This window comes from Bacteroides caecimuris, from assembly GCF_001688725.2.
Lineage (GTDB): Bacteria > Bacteroidota > Bacteroidia > Bacteroidales > Bacteroidaceae > Bacteroides > Bacteroides caecimuris.
In genome coordinates this window covers 4,486,036-4,505,141 of sequence record NZ_CP015401.2, presented here as the reverse complement: position 1 = coordinate 4,505,141, position 19,106 = coordinate 4,486,036, and the positions used below count along the sequence as shown (strand labels likewise).

The following is a 19,106-nucleotide window of genomic DNA, read 5'->3' as shown; positions in this document are numbered from 1 at the left end:
CAGGATGCAAAAGTGGATATACATCATTATACTCCTGACCGGATACTCAATAAAAAGTTATACACAGGAGACCATAAATCTCAATATTCCTGTTGAGCAAAACTGGATGTTCGATAACGAACATCCAGTACGCTTCATGCTGGAATTGACATCTGCACAGTCAGCTTTCTCGGATATGATACGTATGGACATTGCAACAGATTTCGGCAATGCTGTATCGTCTACCTTTATAACCTACTCTTTCGGAACAGATTCGATAGCTCCCGGTGGAGGCTTTCGCGGTCGTGCATCAGTCACTCTCACGAATCTCACTCCCGGGTTTTACCAAGCTTGTTTCATTGCTGGCACCGACACTCTGAAACAATTCTTCTTTGGATACGAAGCCGAACAGATTTTATCCAAACCGGATGGATCAAATGCCCAGTATTAATGGGATTCGGACTTCAGGACAACATTACACCACCACATACAAATTTTGCAGCATACAATCACATCCGTACACCTAAACGCTGGATATGTTACCCTACATCAGGACACTTTGCAGCTTATGAGAACATGGACTCATGGATTGCTGAAAGTACTCGTTTTTTCAATCAGTATGTAGTGTGGTAATAATCTGAACTGATAAAAACGAAACAGGCACAAACACTATAACAAGAGGTTAGTTAGGTTAGAAACCGGAAGAGTAATTCTGTTAAATAGAATTCTCTTCTGGTGTTTTATAGTTACTTTCTTCTAATAAGATTCACTGAAATCGAATAAAAACAATATATTTGCATAGATGTAAACACCTTAAAATACAAATTAGTGAGAAAAGTAATCCTTTTATTTTTGCTATTTTTAAGCGTAGTCGCAGTCCGCACACAAGGTCAAAACATCACTTTTAGCCATTTGACCACGGACGACGGGCTTTCCCAGTTCTCTGTTAATAGCCTTTATATTGACGAACGAGGAATTATATGGATCGGCACGCGTGAAGGACTTAACCGGTATAACGGTAACGATATCAAAAGTTTCAAACTTAATAAAAACGATCCGAATAGCTTGTTCAGCAATACTGTACTGCGCATCACCGGAAACAAAAACGGGAAAGTGTACTTGCTTTGCACTGATGGAATAGCAGAGTTCGACTTGACTACGCAAAAATTCAAAACATTACTGCAAGGGAATGTAGACGCCATTTACTTCAATGAAAAATTATATATCGGCAAAAGAGAAGAAGTCTTTGTATATAATGAAAGTACGGGCAACTTCGATCTCTACTATCATCTCGCCGGGAAAGACATTACCCTCTCCTGCCTCCATCTGGACGAAAAGAAAAACCTGTGGATGGGAACTACAAGTAATGGACTTTACTGTCTATCGGAAGATAAAACAAAAATCTCCCAACCCATTACAAAAGGTAACATCACCAGTATTTATGAAAATTCTGCCAAAGATTTATGGATAGGTAGCTGGGAAGAAGGACTCTACCGTGTAAGAAGAGACGGAAGTATCGAGAATTTCCGGCACGATCCTAAAAATCCGGATAGCCTCTGTTCCAATTTTGTAAGAAGCTGTTGTGAAGACAACACAGGTAACCTGTGGATAGGAACATTTCATGGTCTGAACCGATACGACAAAAACACAGGCAAATTCTATCTATATACAGCCAATAGTGACAAGCCTGACGGTCTCACCCACTCTTCCATCTGGTGCATTGTCAAAGATGAACAAGGAACAATTTGGCTAGGCACTTATTTCGGAGGCGTCAATTATTTCAATCCGGAATATGAAATCTATACCCGCTACAAGACGGGAGATACAGAAAAAGAAGGTTTAAGTAGCCCGATTGTCGGCAGAATGACTGAAGATAAAGACAGGAACTTATGGATTTGTACCGAAGGCGGTGGAGTGAATGTGTACGACCGGAAAAACAACACCTATCGCTGGTACCGCCACGAAGAGGGCAAAAATAGTATTTCCCATAACAATGTCAAAGCAATCTATTACGACCGGAGTAATGAAATCATGTGGATAGGTACACACTTGGGAGGGCTGAACAAACTCGACCTGCATACCAACCGTTTCACTGTCTACCGGATGAAAGCGGGAGATCCAACCTCACTACCTTCGGATATCGTCCGAGACATTGTACCTTATAAGGACAAGCTGGTTGTCGCTACACAAAACGGAGTTTGCCTTTTCAATCCTGCAACAGGTACTTGCCAACAACTCTTCAAAGAGACAAAAGAAGGAAGAGGCATTGGCATGGTAGCCAGTCTTTGCATTGATAAAGACGGCACATTGTGGATTGCAGCTACCGGGGAGGGTGTTTATTCTTACCGGTTCGACAGCGGCAAACTCACTAATTATCCGCACAATCCTGCCAATCCAAACAGTCTTAGCAACAACAATATTAACAGCATCATGCAGGACAGTAACGGCAATCTATGGTTCTGCACCTCCGGAAGCGGCCTCGACCGTTACCGTAAAGCAAGTGATGACTTTGAAAACTTCGATGTACAGAAAGATGGTTTATCCAGCGACTGTATCTACGAAGTTTGCGAATCATCCATACAGAAAGGAGACTTGCTGATAATTACCAATCAGGGATTCTCACAGTTCGACTATCCAAGCAAGACATTCTATAATTACGGTACGGAAAATGGATTCCCACTGACCGCGGTCAATGAAAACGCACTATTTGTGACACATGACGGAGAAGTATTCCTTGGCGGTATTCAGGGAATGATTTCTTTCTGGGAGAAGAAGTTACATTTCACTCCCAAATCGTATAATATCATTCTTTCTCGTCTGTTTGTCAATGGAAAAGAAGTAGTTCCGGGAGATGAAAGCGGCATCCTGGAACAATCGATCTGCCACACTCCGGAAATTAGCCTGAAAGCAAATCAATCGATGTTTAGCGTGGAATATGCCACTTCCAACTTCATCCCTGCCAACAGAGACGAGATCCTCTATCGCTTGGAGGGTTTTTCAGACGAATGGAACCATACTTACCGGAAACAAACGCTGATTACTTATACAAACCTGAATCCGGGTAAATATACCCTTGTCATCAAATCACAAAGGGAAGGAATCAAAGAGGCCAGACTGCTGATTATCGTACTCCCTTCATGGTATGAGACATGGTGGGCTTACCTGATTTATACCATTGTCACTATCAGTCTGTTATGGTATCTTATTCAGAACTATAATTCGCGCATCAAACTCCGTGAATCTTTAAAATACGAAAAGAAACATATTGAAGACCTTGAAGCGTTGAACCAGTCGAAACTTCGTTTCTTCACTAACATCTCGCACGAATTCCGCACACCATTAACGCTGATTGTAGGACAAGTAGAAACATTGTTGCAAGTGCAGACATTTACGCCTAACATATATAATAAGGTGCTGGGAATCTACAAAAACAGTCTCCAATTGCGGGAACTGATTACGGAACTGCTCGATTTCCGAAAACAGGAACAAGGTCACATGAAGATCAAAGTAAGCCGGCATAATCTGGTTAACTTCCTGTATGAGAATTATCTGCTCTTCCTCGAATATGCCAGTAGCAAACAAATCAACTTCAAGTTCAACAAACAGAAGGATGACATTGAAGTGTGGTATGACCAAAAGCAGATGCAGAAGGTGATAAACAATTTATTATCAAACGCAGTAAAACATACCAAAGCTGAAGATACAATTTCAATTAACGTATCGCAGGAAGATGATCACGCCATTATTGAAATAAAAGATACTGGTACAGGTATCGCTGCTGCCGAGATTGATAAGATATTCGACCGCTTTTATCAGACTGAACATCTCAACTCATTGAATACCGGAGCTGGCACCGGAATCGGTTTGGCACTGACGAAAGGTATTGTAGAACTTCATCACGGCACAATCCGGGTGGAAAGTGAGCCGGGTAAAGGAAGCAGTTTCATTATCACCCTTAAATTTGGCAATAATCACTTTACAGAAGAACAAATAGCAAAGGATGACACAGAAACCATCCAACAAACAGAAGCGATTGTTCCTTCAGTAGAGATAATCTCTGATTCGGAATGGAAAGAAGAAGACAACAAACGTATCGAAGACGCCAAAATGTTGATAGTGGAAGACAATGAATCTATCAAACAGATGCTAGTCGGTATTTTCGAAACATTCTATCAGGTCAGTACGGCTTCCGACGGAGTAGAAGCACTAGAAATGATACAGAAGGATATGCCGAGCATCATTTTAAGTGATGTTGTGATGCCACGTATGTCGGGTACAGAACTTTGCAAACAAATCAAGACGGACTTTAATACCTGCCATATTCCGGTAGTATTACTAACTGCGCGCACTGCTATAGAGCATAACATCGAAGGATTGAAGATCGGTGCGGATGACTATATCACGAAGCCGTTTAATACCAATCTTCTAATTTCCCGTTGCAATAATCTGGTTAACTCCCGACGGCTATTGCAAGAGAAGTTCAGCAAACAGCCGCAGGCTTTTGCCCAAATGTTGGCTACCAACCCGATGGATAAAGAGATGCTTGACCGTGCAATGGCTATTATCGAATGCCATCTGGACAACACAGATTTCAACGTTAACATCTTCGCCCGTGAAATGGGTATGGCACGTACGAACTTATTCACCAAACTGAAAGCGGTTACAGGCCAGACTCCGAATGATTTCATCCTGAGCATACGTCTTAAGAAAGCCGCTGTCATGTTAAGGAACAATCCGGAGCTGAATATCACGGAGATCTCTGACCGGATCGGGTTCTCCTCTTCCCGCTATTTCAGTAAATGTTTCAAAGAGATTTATCACGTCAGTCCACTGGCTTACCGCAAGGGCGAAGAGAGTGAAAAAGAAGATGAGGAAGAAACGGCAAAGCTTTGATGACTTTGTTGTGACTGCTTGTTGTCACACTTGTGCCACCTTATTGTCACGCCTGTGCCACCGCGTTGGCACAAGTGTGACAATAGGGTGGCACAACACTCATCATACAGTACTTGAATCAAGGCCTCTATCAGTCAGATACTGAAGTAAGGGAATTAATTCCCCAAGTGTACTATTTTGTACTTCACTTGTACATTCCTACTCAATCATTTTTCTTCCAGTCGCTTATCTTTGTGTTCAATACATTATTACCTAAAACATTCAGCATTATGAAAAACGTTTTGCGTCTACTTCCCTTATTGCCCGGCATCGTCACGCTGTCAGGATGCAATCATGCACCCCAAAAGAGCAATGGGCAGAATAGCCAAAAGCCTAACATTATTTATATATTTGCAGATGATCTCGGCATTGGTGATTTAAGTTGTTATGGAGCAACAAAAGTGAGCACTCCCAACATTGACCGGTTGGCAGGACAAGGGGTACAATTCACCAATGCTTATGCAACTTCTGCCACCAGCACCCCTTCCCGTTTCGGACTCCTGACAGGTATGTATCCCTGGAGACAGGAAAACACAGGAATCGCTCCCGGCAACTCCGAACTCATTATCGACACTGCCTGCGTCACCATGGCAGATATGCTGAAAGACGCAGGATACACAACCGCTGCAGTAGGTAAATGGCATCTGGGACTAGGTCCGAAGGGTGAAACCGACTTTAACAACCGGATTACCCCTAACGCACAAAGTATCGGTTTTGACTACGAATTTATTATTCCAGCTACTGTAGACCGGGTACCTTGTGTATTTGTAGAAAACGGACATGTCGTAGGACTTGACCCCAATGACCCTATCACCGTGAGCTACGACCACAAAGTAGGCAACTGGCCTACGGGAGAAGAAAACCCGGAGCTCGTAACCTTAAAACCCAGCCAAGGACACAATAATACAATTATCAACGGTATTCCCCGTATTGGCTGGATGACCGGAGGAAAATCTGCGCTTTGGAAAGATGAAGACATAGCCGATATCATCACCCATAAGGCTAAGAATTTCATTGCATCCCATCAGGAAGAACCCTTCTTCTTATATATGGGTACGCAAGATGTACATGTACCCCGCATTCCCCACCCACGTTTTGCAGGTAAAAGCGGGCTCGGCACTCGTGGTGATGTCATCATGCAACTGGACTGGACCATAGGTGAAATCATGCACACACTGGATAGCCTCCACATCGCAGACAACACCATCCTGATCTTTACCAGCGATAACGGTCCTGTTATCGACGACGGCTATCAAGACCATGCTTACGAACTTCTCAACGGGCATACTCCAATGGGGATCTACCGTGGCGGGAAATACAGCGCTTACGAAGCGGGGACACGCGTTCCATTTATCGTCCGCTGGCCTGCCCGGGTAAAGCCGAACAAGCAACAAGCTCTTTTCTCTCAAATAGATGTGTATGCATCGCTCGCCTCCCTTTTGGACCAACCTTTACGCAAGGGAGCTGCTCCCGACAGTCAAGAACATCTGAGCGTACTCCTCGGCAAAAATAATACAAACCGCGAGTATGTCGTTCAACAAAATCTCAATAACACACTTGCCATCATAAAAGGTCAATGGAAATACATCGAACCGAGCGACGCCCCCGCTATCGAGTATTGGACGAAAATGGAGTTAGGCAACGACAAACAGCCTCAACTTTATGATTTATCTTCCGATCCATCGGAGAAAACGGATGTATCAAAACAATATCCCGACATAGTGAAAGAATTAGCTGAATTACTAGAATCCGTAAAAGAAAAATAGTTTATGAGAACAGAAAAATTGTATGATTTTGCACCAATCTTGAATAATTCTATCCATAGTAGAATATTCAATCCATCTATCTTTGCAAACGTAGATTCAATAAAATCACTTAATTTTTAATATATGAACAAACATTTATCCACTCAAACTAGAAAAAGGATGCTCTCCTCCATCGGACTGATCCTGTTTTCTGTTTCTTTTGTACTTGCACAGGTACTTGTTAAAGGTACAGTGAAGGATAACTTAGGAGAAGGAGTGCCGGGAGCCAGTGTTCAGGTAAAAAGTACTTCGCAAGGAACAATCACTGACCTTGACGGTAAATTTGCTTTTAACGTGCCCAATAAGAATTCGATATTGGTTATTTCTTTCATTGGTTATGTCACTGTAGAAATGAAGGTGGACACTCAAAAGCCAATGGTTATCACATTAAAGGAAGACACAAAGACATTGGACGAAGTAGTAGTAGTCGGCTATCAGGAGATACGCAAGAAGGATCTGACGGGCTCCGTTGCCAAAGCCAGTATGTCAGAACTGCTCAGCACTCCGACCGCCTCTTTTGGTGAAACATTAGGCGGACGTATTGCCGGTGTCAATGTAAGCTCGGGCGAAGGTATGCCGGGCGGACAGATGAACATCGTCATCCGTGGTAACAACTCATTGACTCAGGACAACTCTCCTCTTTATGTCATTGACGGTTTCCCGGTGGAAGACCCTTCCATAGCCGCAGCCATCAATCAGAACGATATCGAGTCACTTGATTTCTTGAAGGATGCCTCTGCTACCGCTATCTACGGTGCCCGTGGTGCCAATGGTGTCGTGATGATTACAACCAAGAAAGGAACAGTCGGCCAGCCTAAAATTAAATATGACGGAAGTTTCGGTATTCAGCATATCACCAAAACGATTCCGATGATGGATGCATACGAGTTCGTCAAACTACAAGCAGAACGTAGTCCTAAAGATATGGAAACTACCTACTTCATGGATTATGACGGTAAGAAATGGGGACTGGAAGATTATAGGAATATCCCGCAATACAACTGGCAGGATGAAATCTTCCGCAGCGCATGGATGCAAAGCCACAATGTCAGCCTGACCGGTGGTTCGGAAGGAGTGCGCTACAATGCTTCTTTATCTTATTATGACCAGGACGGTATCTTATTGGAATCAAACTACAAACGTGTACAAGGCCGTATGGGTACTACCATCCAAAAGAAGAAACTGAAAATCTATCTGACAACCAACTATTCAAGCACTACAACCACTGGTGGTTCTCCTTCCCAGAACTCATACAGTGGTATGAATAACCTGTTCTATAGTGTATGGGGATATCGCCCCGTGACCGAACCGGACAGACCATTAAACTCGTTGATGGATAACATCATGGACGACGCGATAAACAATACCAACGATTATCGTTTCAATCCTATCATGTCCTTGAAAAACGAGTATCGCAAGACGTATGCAAACTATATTCAGTTCAACGGATTTGCAGAGTATGAATTTATGAAAGGATTGAAGTTGAAAGTTTCAGGCGGTTACACATTCGATACCCGCAAAGGGGAAACATTCAACAACTCGAAGACTCGTTATGGTAATCCGAAATCATCAGATAAGGTAAATGCGGAAGTTTACCACTCTCAACGTGCAACGTGGTTGAATGAAAACATTCTGACCTATCAGGCCAATATTAAACAGAAGCATTTCTTTAATAGTATGGTGGGTGTAACCCTGCAAAACTCCGACTATGAATATTACTCATACAAAACCGTGCAAATTCCTAATGAAGCGCTTGGCATGGCAGGAATGAGTGAAGGTATTCCGAGCACCACCAATTCATTAAAGAGTTCCTGGTCTATGCTTTCCTTCCTGGGACGTTTGAATTATAACTATAAATCATTGTATTATGCAACGGTTTCCTTCCGTTCCGACGGATCTTCCAAATTCCGCGGCGACAACCGTTTCGGTTACTTCCCTTCCGGTTCATTGGCTTGGGGATTCATGGAAGAAGATTTTATGAAACCATTGAAGTCTGTTGTTTCTTCAGGTAAATTAAGAGCAAGCTGGGGATTGACCGGTAACAACCGTGTAGGCGAGTATGATACATATGCTTTATATCAGATATTGAAGGATAAAGTCGGAGACTTTATTTCGATCGGCAGCCTTCCCAGTGGTGTATATCCGTTCGAAAGCAGTCTGACAAGTGTAGGTACAGTGCCCACTTCCTTAAGAAACAGAAAACTGAAATGGGAAACTACCGAACAGTGGAACCTGGGGCTGGACTTAGGCTTCCTGGACGAACGCATCGGATTCACCGTCGACTGGTATCGTAAAACGACGCGTGATTTGTTGCTGAATACTTCACTTCCCACCTCTTCCGGTTATTTCAGTGCCATGAAGAATGTAGGAAAGGTGCGCAATCAAGGTATCGAGTTCACATTGAACACAACTAATATCAAGAACCGTCATTTCTCATGGACTACTAACTTTAATATTGCATTCAACAAGAACAAGGTATTAGAACTGGCCGAAAACCAATCTTCTCTGTTGAGTGCAGCCAAATTCGACCAGAACTATAACTCCCAATACAGCTACATTGCCAAAGTGGGTTATCCGATGGGAATGATGTACGGATTCATCTACGAAGGTACATACAAATACGAAGATTTCGACAAAGCAGGTGATACATATACACTGAAACGCAATGTTCCGTATTTCTCTTCCGAAAGTAATACACAACCGGGTATGCCGAAATACGCAGACCTGAATGGTGACGGTATCATCGACGACAACGACCGCACTATGATCGGTAACGGTATGCCGAAACATACAGGCGGATTTACCAACAATTTCGAATACAAAGGATTTGACCTGAGCGTCTTCTTCCAATGGTCGTATGGAAACGATGTATTGAATGCCAACCGCCTGTTCTTCGAGAACAGCAATAAGACGCGTGACTTGAACCAATACGCAACTTATGCAAACCGCTGGACACCGGAAAACCCGGAAAGTAATATTCCGAGAGCTACCGACTCTGGTTCCAACAAAGTGTTCTCTACACGTATTATCGAAGATGGTTCTTTCCTTCGTCTGAAGACCGTATCTTTAGGATATACACTGCCGAAACAACTGACCAAAAAATGGAAGATAGACAATGCACGCGTATTCGTTGCCGGTCAGAATCTATGGACATGTACAGGATATTCTGGTTATGACCCGGAAGTATCTATCCGTGAAGGCGCACTGACTCCGGGACTGGACTTCTCCGCTTATCCGAGAGCCTACTCTATCAGTTTTGGTATAAACTTAGGTTTCTAATCAATCATCCTTCAAACAATTACGTATATGAAAACAATAAAAATAATCATCATATCACTTCTTGTCGGACTTAACCTGACTTCCTGCGATTTCCTGGAAAAAGACCCGACATACACCACTCCTGAAAACTTCTTCAAAAATGAAGCGGACGCTGCCTCTTGGCTGACAGGAACCTATGCCATTCTGGGACAAAGTTCCTTCTACGGAAATGAATTCTTATACCTTGTAGGAGGTGACGATCTGGGACACTATGGTGGTGCCAACCGCGGACCTAACAAAAGTGGGTTGATCTGCAACAATGCCAATACAAGTGATCCTGCCGTTGCAGCATTGTGGTACACATTATACTCCGGCATCAACAGAGCCAATATTTTCCTGGAAAACATTGATGCAGTGCCCGATCTGAACGACGATACCCGCAAGCAATACAAAGCCGAAGCCCGCTTCTTACGCGCATTCTATTATTTCACTTTGGTAGAATGTTGGGGTGATGTACCTTTCAAGACCAGTTCTACAGAAGATGCCTATAACCTCTCTATTCCGCGTACGGACAAACAGACAATTTATGATTTTATCATTAAAGAGATGTATGGCTCTGCCGAGGATCTCAAATCTGCTCAAGATTTGAACTATTTGCCGGGACGTGTTTCCAAATCGGCAGCTTGGGGAATGTTGGCGCGTGTATATATGTTCAGAGCCGGCGAACCTAAACGTGACAAAGAAGTAGGTTTGGCCAACAATACGACGAGTGCCGAGATTACAGAATATTTCAAAAAAGCAAGTTACTATGCACAGTTAGTCAAGAATGAAGGTCATTCACTGGCTGCCAAATATTGGGATTTCTTTATTGACATTTGCTCTGATAAGTATAACACAGCTCTCAATAAGGATGGTGCCAAGGCTAATGAAAGTATTTGGGAAGTAGAATTTGCAGGTAACCGTTCAACAGATGTACGTGCAGAAGGTAGAATCGGTAATATCATTGGTATTCAGGGTAAAGATCTTTCTTCCAAAGCATCCATCACCGGTAAAGGTGACCCAGGTTATGCATACGCTTTTATCTGGAATACTCCTAAACTGCTCGAATTGTATGAAGCAAACGGCGACATTGACCGTTGCAACTGGAACATCGCCCCATTCACTTACACCCAGTCGGCAGGAGAAGGTACTCCGGTAGACGGTCGTGAATTTGTAAAGGGAAAAAGAGATGAAGTGGAACAACAATACTGGGACAAATCCTTCAGCTATGGTAAAACAGAGCCGGGGTCTACTTACGGTGACCGTGAATCGAAGAACGATGCCAATAAGAACCGCAACAGAGCTGCCGCCAAATATCGCAGAGAATATGAAGCAGACAAGAAGAGTAAAAACGATACTTCCATCAACTTCCCTCTTCTCCGTTACTCTGACATTCTGCTAATGATTGCAGAGGCAGAGAATGAGGTCAACCATGGTCCTAATGATCTAGCTTATGAATGTATCAACGCAGTAAGAGAGCGTGCAGGAATCAACAAACTTGCTGCAAATCTGGATGAAACCAACTTCCGTGAAGCAATCAAAGACGAACGTGCTATGGAACTCTGCTTCGAATATACACGCCGTTTCGACCTGATCCGTTGGGGAGACTATTACAAACTGATGCAAGAACAAGTAAATAAAGCTCAAACTGACGAATCCTGGAAATTCGGAATCAATGTATATACTTACTTCAATATTCCGAAATCTTACAATTATTTCCCGATTCCTGCCAATGAAATAGGATCAAACGGTGCTATCAAGACGAATAATCCGGGTTGGTAATTCTCTTAATAACTTAAAAAAGAAAAGGACATGAAAACAATATATAAAAGTTTGATGACTATCGCTTTTGCCGGACTATCCCTGGCTTCATGCGACAAGGAATTAAAAGAAGACACAGCAATGGAAGTGGGTGTGGTGACAGACAGCAATGTCAGCTTCGATGGCAAAACTGTTACTGTAAAGAAAGGAAGTCCGGTAACGTTCAGCTTCGATGGTGACCCTGATTTTATTAGCTTCTTCAGCGGAGAAATAGGCCATGAATACAAACATCGGGACAGAATTGAAATGCAACCGGGAGACGTAGAAAGATGTGAAATCAACTTCTCTATATTATATGACTATGGCAATGCGGAAACCATCGAAGGTTCTACTCACATATTAATATCCGATCAATTTGAAGGAATTAGTGGCAACAACGTGGAAAAAGACAAAGAAGCTGTTACTAACTGTGACTGGACAGAACTTGTCAGCCAGGAAGATCTTCCCAAAGCAACCAAGATTACTAAAGACTATTCTTGCCCTTTGACTTCTTACTTGGGCAAGGAAATCAGCATTGCTTTCCGCCTGAATCCCCTTGACAACAGCGCTACAATGCCTGTTATACATATTAAAGGATTACAACTTAATCTAGAATTCAACAATGGGAAATCAACCACAATTAATGCAAAGAACTTCGAGTTCTCGGCATTGAATGTAACCTACAATTTAGATGATCTTGCAAAAGACGGAGGACATTTCAACAAACTGAAGGAAGCATTAGGAAACAAAAATCTGACACTTGAAGAAATGAAAAGCGCAGAATATGCAGACAAGATAGCATATACCACAGTGGACGGTAATATCCCATATTTTTGGAGAACTAGCCAACCGAATGATTTCGTAACGAGTGGAGGTAAAAAAGATTATACCAAAGGAGATAGTTGGCTTATTTCCAACCCAATCCTCCTCAATGGTTCCTGCGATCCTGACGCCGGTGTAGCCATCAAAAATATCTCGCAATCATTAGAGATATACTCACATACCTACGAAGAAACCGGAACATACACCGCTACTTTCGTAGCCAACAATGTAAACTACGTCCATCAAGGTGGTCAAGTAGTACGTGAACTGACTATAAACGTTGTAGAATAAAAACATACCCCCAATTTTTCTAACCTTCAATCATCGAAAACGTTTATAAAAATCAGACTTTGATCAGTTTAACATCGGAAAGAGAGGGACCGCGAGGTTCCTCTCTTTTACTTTTACCATATCTTTTCATCCTCTTCCCTTTCTTCTCCTCCGAAAAAACATTTTTCTTTAGTCAGCTAGCGTATAAATCAACATTTATATATAAGTTTGCACAAAAATAAAAACAATGCAACAGACTCTTCCTATTCATTTTGCCCCATTACAAGGTTATACCGACGTGATTTACCGTAACGCTCATGCAGCCTGCTTCGGAGGTATAGATACTTATTATACCCCATTTGTACGACTCGAGAAAGGCGGATTCCGCCATAGAGATGTCCGAGGAATCGAGCCTGGGAATAATGAAGTACCCCATCTGATTCCGCAACTGATAGCTCCCTCTTTTGAGACAACAGACAAGATTTTATCCCTATTCATTGAAAAGGGATATAAGGAAGTCGATATCAATATGGGGTGTCCTTTTCCCATGCTGGCTAAACGCCACAATGGTTCCGGTATTCTTCCTTATCCCGAAGAAGTGCAAGCGTTACTTAGCCGGCTGATTACGGAATATCCGCAAATAAGTTTCTCTATCAAAATGAGGTTGGGTTGGGAAAATCCGGAAGAATGTCTGAAACTGGCTCCGATTATCAATGAGCTCCCTCTACGACAAGTGGTTATGCATCCCCGCTTGGGCAAACAGCAATATAAAGGAGAAGTCGACCTTAAAGCGTTTGAAGCCTTCCGGGGAGTCTGCAAACATCCGCTCATCTATAATGGGGATATCCATAGTGTGGAAGATATTCGCCACATTCAGGAACAGTTTCCCGGATTAGCCGGAATGATGATAGGACGGGGATTACTTGCCAACCCGGCATTAGCATTGGAGTATAGACAAAACCGTACACTCGAGTTCGATGAAATAAGAGAAAGATTGCAATCGATGCATAAATGTGTATACAATCAATATGCAAAACAGTTAGAAGGAGGAGACGAACAGCTTCTGAACAAAATGAAAACTTTCTGGGAATATGTAATGCCGCAAGCGGACAGAAAACTACTGAAAGCAATTCATAAAAGCACAAGCCTCAACAAATACAATCAGGCAATCCTTGCCTTTTTTAATCAACGATAAGCTAATAACCAGTAATTTTACGTAATTTTGCACCCGTTTACAAACATGCACATTATGAAAAAGTACATTCTCTTATTTCTTTGCCTGATAATCGTATCGGGCAGTTTCGCACAAATGCAGGATTTCAAGTTCAAATTCTACGGACAGATTCGTACTGACTTATATTATAACAGTCGTGCTAATGTAGAGACCGTGGACGGATTGTTTTATATGTATCCGAAAGATAAGGTACGTGATCCGGATGGAAATGATTTGAACTCAACGCCTAACAGTAACTTCTATACTCTTTATTCGCGTCTCGGAGTAGACGTTGCCGGTCCGAAGCTGGGGACAGCCAAGACTTCTGCCAAAGTAGAGGTCGACTTCCGTGGCACAGGTACTTCTTATTCGGTCATTCGACTCCGCCATGCTTATTTGAATCTGGATTGGGGAAAATCGGCTGTATTGCTCGGACAGACTTGGCATCCGTTATTTGGAGATGTGTCGCCACAGATTCTTAATCTCTCCGTAGGAGCGCCATTCCAGCCATTTAGTCGTGCACCTCAAATTCGTTATCGCTATACAAACAAGAATTTCCAACTTACCGGAGCAGTAGTGTGGCAATCACAATACACTTCACAAGGTATCAATCCTGACAAACCGAAAGAGAGCAAAAAAAGTCATGAATACTTAAAGAATGGTTGCATCCCGGAGATATATGTAGGAGCTGACTACAAGAAAGACGGCTTACTGGCAGGTGTCGGCATTGAATTGTTATCATTAAAGCCACGCACAAGTGCCTTGGGAGCGAACGGAGATAAATATAAAATAGACGAACGCATAACTACCCTTTCTTACGAGGCCCATGCAAAATATACCCATAAAGCCTGGTTCATTGCCGCAAAGAGTGTATTGGGTTCCAATCTTACACAAGCTTCCGGATTAGGCGGATTCGGTATTAAGTCAGTCAATGAGCACACCGGAGAACAAAAATATACTCCAATACGTTTCTCCAGCTCCTGGTTGAATGTTGTTTACGGACAGAAATGGAAACCTGGAATCTTTGTAGGTTATGCTAAGAATTTGGGAACAAGCGATGCACTATATGCCCCGAATGGAACTGACGCTCAAGTGTATGGAACGGGAATAAACCTCGACCAGTTAGTAACAGCAGGGGCAGAACTGACCTACAATGTTCCCCACTGGAAATTCGGATTGGAATATACCTTAAGCTCTGCATGGTATGGTTCACTCAATGCCTCCAACGGAAAAATCAGAGATACTCATGCTGTATGCAACAACCGTATTGTTGCTGTTGCCATGTTTATGTTCTAACCTCTCTCTACACAATTATTTTGATTAATATCTGTCACCTGTCACCGATTACTGCCTAATGATTTGATTATAAACGATTAGCATTGTGACAGCAATCGGTGACAGCATTGTGATGACAATATTGCTATCACCGAAAGCAGCAAACTACATTTCATTAATCGGAGACATTCATTACAGGAGCCCTAACAGTCATATTTACTTCATTTATATACAACCTTTGTTTCATTACGGGAAACGATTAGTTTCACACCGAGAAACCAATCGTTTCGCTATTTGAAACTTTTGGTTTCCTTACTTGAAACTAGAGTTTCATACGCTTGAAACCAAAGTTTCCCTTTGTAGAAACTAAAGTTTCTGCAGCTAGAAACAATAGTTTCAAAGCTTTGGAAACCACGCTTGTACAAAGGGAAACAAAACATTTTCTAGTTGCCTGACTTCTTATCTCTTTAGTTCCACTTCAAAGCTAGCGCCATCTTTGCAACCGAACCGTAAGATAGTTTGCTTTTCATTAGAAGAGACGACTTTACAAAATGAAGTTTCTTCCACATTCCATCGGCCTTTTAAGGTCACAGTCACCGGTATTTCACTGCTTTCATTATTAATCCACGGACGAGAGTAGATACTACGTTCAATCCGCTTCCCGTCTTTGTCAAACACTTCGTCACTTGGACCGCGATACAAAGCTAAATCAGGTTGTGCCACCGTCAGTTTAATCTTATCAGCAGATTCTTTATGAGTCATAACTAGGCAGGAAGTATCCACACGCTGCAACAGACCACCCGGCAACGTTGTTTCAGGAGTCTCAAATAACACATAAGAAACAATCTGCTCGGAAGCGGACTCTACAATATGTGCCTTCCGGTCTTGCTGCAATACTTTATAAGTGGGCTTTTTCGCAAACTTCTTCATCGCGGTTTCATTCGTTTGGGGCAAAACAGCATATTCATACCTTCCGTTTTTCGGTGCCTTTCCATGATCTATTACCAAAGAGACCCAATCACCCTTTGTTTCCTTTCCTGTATTCTGCATTCGCGAACGTTGAGGGAAGTTCTTCTCAAACCGAATGGTAGTCGGAACATAATAACCTGTCCCTAAATGATCTACCCATACCTTCTTATCTCCCTGATAATTTTTCCAATAGTCATGTCCCGCCTTATCAGTGACAGCCAATTGGAAGATAGTCGTTTCAGTGGGGAACTCCGTATTTGTATTTTCGACATCCGATCCAAGGCAGACAATCATTCCATCGATGAAATGGTAAGATTTTCGTGCCCGGTGCGATCCGTTATACTTGTCGTGCTCGTGCAACTTCATTCCGAAGTTACCATTCATCTTCTGTTGAGACAACCCGCCTGCAAAAGCTTCATCCGAATAAAGCATCTCTTCCATTCCCGAATAACGGTCTACATTGAGCACTTTAGCCTGCAATTGTTCCAATGGCAAATGAATAGATGTGACTCCCGGGATACGGTTCCAGTCAAAACCTTCCTGCTGCCAACCACTAGTGGCCGGAGTCACCGCCTGCCCTGGTGCAGCTGTCAATATCTGCAAGCTGCCGTGTGCCAGATAGCGACCATATAAATTCGCTCCCAAATAATGTTCAGCCGCCCATAAATAACGGGAATGTCCACGTACCACGGCAGACCAATTATTGCGACGTTGAACAGAGACACAACCATAGCCCATTGCTATATTCCCTTGCGGGTCCGGTTCCGGGCGGAAACCTTTCTCTATCAGAAGCTTCGCCACCTTGCGTTCTTCAGCATTCGAAACTTTCGGCATATATTCGGGAGCATCATTCTCAACGCCTGAATCTGAAATCAAACGAAGATAAGAAAAAGCCATTTCACTGTCATATTCCGCCTTTCCATCGGGAGAACCGGCTAAAGCCATCATGGCAAAATGCATAGGAACCAGTTTACCTTTTCCATCCGGATGACGACCGGACATAGAGAGAGGGAAATTCAGTTTATTACAATAAAAGCGCATGGTCAGCAATACATTTTTCACCGTTTCATGGGCTAATTTGGAAACGGCAAACTCCGTCCGGCTGAGAAGATAAATCATATTTGTTGCTCCATCCAACCCGCCTACGGCATAAGCCGGATAGTTATTGCGATGATGGAAAGCACCTCCGTCCACTTTAAATGAACCGGACAACCCCAGTGCAGGACGGCAACCATAGTCAATCCAACGAGAGAAAGACCGTAAGTATTGCAGTTTCTCCGGTGTATCTTCCATCATCAGAATACTGGCAATACGTCCTGTGGTCTGTGTATTGAAAGAGTCCATATCAATTCCGTTGACTTCCGGTTTGGGATACACTTCGTTAGTAATCGCATACCAACGTAATGTCCGTTCGGCTTCTTGAAGTTTGCCTGCTTCTCTAAGCACATCTTTCATCAGGAAATATGCCAAGTACAGACCGCGAACACTATATCCGTAATGATGGATATTTCCCCAACAACTACCATAAACCACGCCCTGATCGGTTATGTGGTCGTACATTGCCAAAAACTTCTTCTTCATTTCTTCCCGAATCACCGGTTTCGCCGTACTATTATTATATGCAACAGCTATTTTTTTCATCAGATCGAAGTAAGCACGCATTTCCACCCCCATTTTAGTGAACATATCTTTGTTCCAATCCGGGATGATTCGTTCATAAGCTTCTGCGGCACGTACCATATAGATAGGTACTCCCGAAACCTGACCGTTTTTGTAAGTGATCTGATAGAAATCGTACTTCTTGCGAATATTCTCAACCTCTTTATCTGTGATCTTGCCCTTCGTATAGATCATATCCCGAAAGCGTTTCTCCAACAGTTGCATCTCTTCCCGTTGCTTGTCGCCCACAGGAGTTAGTTCAATATCCGGTTTTAAAAAAGAATGTTGATAAACAACCAGCCAATGATTAGTTGTTCCGGCATTCACAAAAGGTACTTGCAAATCGGCTGTCTGCTGACGTGCATCGACTTTAGTAGCTGTAATCAAATGGTCGATGAAAAGGCGTCCTTTTGAATTCGGAGCTACAATACGAAGTTCATTCATCCCTTCCTCAGGTGTGCCTTGCATATCTCGCTCGTAACAAACCCACGCGGCACGCCAACCGGTAAAATTGATACCAAAAGGAAAGGAGGTACATTTCTTTCCATTCTTTAGGAACTCAAATTCTATAGTTGCATCTTGAGAAGTTTCATTGTAGACCCACACAATAAAAGCTGAAAGATACAAGTCCTTACCAGTCGGGTCTTTCTTCTCAAACTTCAAATCTTTCTTAATCTGCAATACAGCTCCCGGTTCAAAAGTCCATTCCAACGAATGTTTTCCATCTTTATAGTGTATATCCGAGATAGATAATTGTGATTGGACGGCAGAAATGCAATCCGGGATTTGCGGTTCTTCAAAGGAAAACATCCGCTCATCTGTTACGACTTGCGCATGAAGATATGTTGAACACAATAGAGAAAATAGAGTTGTCACTCCTAATTTAATAAAAAGTTGTTTCATCATGGATATATCGTCTTATTAGGTTTTTCAGCATATAAGTCAGCAAACAGTCACTCATTGCCTGCAAGAGCATGCGGAACAGTTCTTCACCATTACGGCATTAGTTCTTCCAAATACAAAGAAACCCCTCTTTTTGAAAAAAGAGAGGCTCAAATTGTACAAAATATCTCAAATAATGTATT

General features: G+C 42.6%; 10 protein-coding genes. 9 read left to right on the top strand and 1 reads right to left on the bottom strand.

What is annotated here, in order from left to right; all coding sequences use genetic code 11:
* The first annotated feature begins 4 nt into the window (after window positions 1-4).
* From A4V03_RS19375 to A4V03_RS19340, 9 genes are all read left to right on the top strand, one after another.
* Window positions 5-430 (top strand): hypothetical protein, encoded by a 426-nt coding sequence (locus A4V03_RS19375; protein ID WP_240504332.1) that lies wholly within the window; start codon window positions 5-7, stop codon window positions 428-430.
* Window positions 430-612, top strand: a complete 183-nt coding sequence (locus A4V03_RS21610; protein WP_283105968.1) for an acetylxylan esterase — start codon at window positions 430-432, stop codon at window positions 610-612. Before A4V03_RS19375 ends, A4V03_RS21610 begins: the two co-directional genes overlap by 1 nt.
* Before the next feature lie 195 nt (window positions 613-807).
* Window positions 808-4,872: a hybrid sensor histidine kinase/response regulator transcription factor gene (locus tag A4V03_RS19370; RefSeq protein WP_065540018.1), complete on the top strand. Its 4,065-nt coding sequence runs from the start codon at window positions 808-810 to the stop codon at window positions 4,870-4,872.
* 269 nt (window positions 4,873-5,141) lie between these two features.
* Entirely contained in the window at window positions 5,142-6,677 is a 1,536-nt protein-coding gene (locus A4V03_RS19365; protein WP_065540017.1) for a sulfatase-like hydrolase/transferase, read from the top strand.
* 159 nt (window positions 6,678-6,836) lie between these two features.
* Window positions 6,837-9,995 (top strand): SusC/RagA family TonB-linked outer membrane protein, encoded by a 3,159-nt coding sequence (locus A4V03_RS19360; protein ID WP_065540016.1) that lies wholly within the window; start codon window positions 6,837-6,839, stop codon window positions 9,993-9,995.
* Window positions 9,996-10,022: 27 nt separating this feature from the next.
* On the top strand, window positions 10,023-11,795 hold the full coding sequence (locus A4V03_RS19355; RefSeq protein WP_065540015.1) for a RagB/SusD family nutrient uptake outer membrane protein: 1,773 nt from the start codon (window positions 10,023-10,025) through the stop codon (window positions 11,793-11,795).
* 30 nt (window positions 11,796-11,825) lie between these two features.
* Complete coding sequence (locus A4V03_RS19350) at window positions 11,826-12,926, top strand: DUF5017 domain-containing protein (RefSeq protein ID WP_065540014.1); 1,101 nt, start codon at window positions 11,826-11,828, stop codon at window positions 12,924-12,926.
* A 226-nt stretch (window positions 12,927-13,152) separates the two neighbouring features.
* Complete coding sequence (locus tag A4V03_RS19345) at window positions 13,153-14,100, top strand: tRNA-dihydrouridine synthase family protein (protein ID WP_065540013.1); 948 nt, start codon at window positions 13,153-13,155, stop codon at window positions 14,098-14,100.
* Window positions 14,101-14,154: 54 nt separating this feature from the next.
* The gene (locus A4V03_RS19340) at window positions 14,155-15,414 is read left to right on the top strand and encodes a DcaP family trimeric outer membrane transporter (RefSeq protein ID WP_084081186.1); all 1,260 of its coding nucleotides are present in this window, start codon (window positions 14,155-14,157) and stop codon (window positions 15,412-15,414) included.
* A 438-nt stretch (window positions 15,415-15,852) separates the two neighbouring features.
* Here the strand turns inward: A4V03_RS19340 and A4V03_RS19335 are convergent, their stop codons facing one another.
* Window positions 15,853-18,927 (bottom strand): chondroitinase family polysaccharide lyase, encoded by a 3,075-nt coding sequence (locus tag A4V03_RS19335; protein WP_065540011.1) that lies wholly within the window; start codon window positions 18,925-18,927, stop codon window positions 15,853-15,855.
* Between the last annotated feature and the right edge of the window lie 179 nt (window positions 18,928-19,106).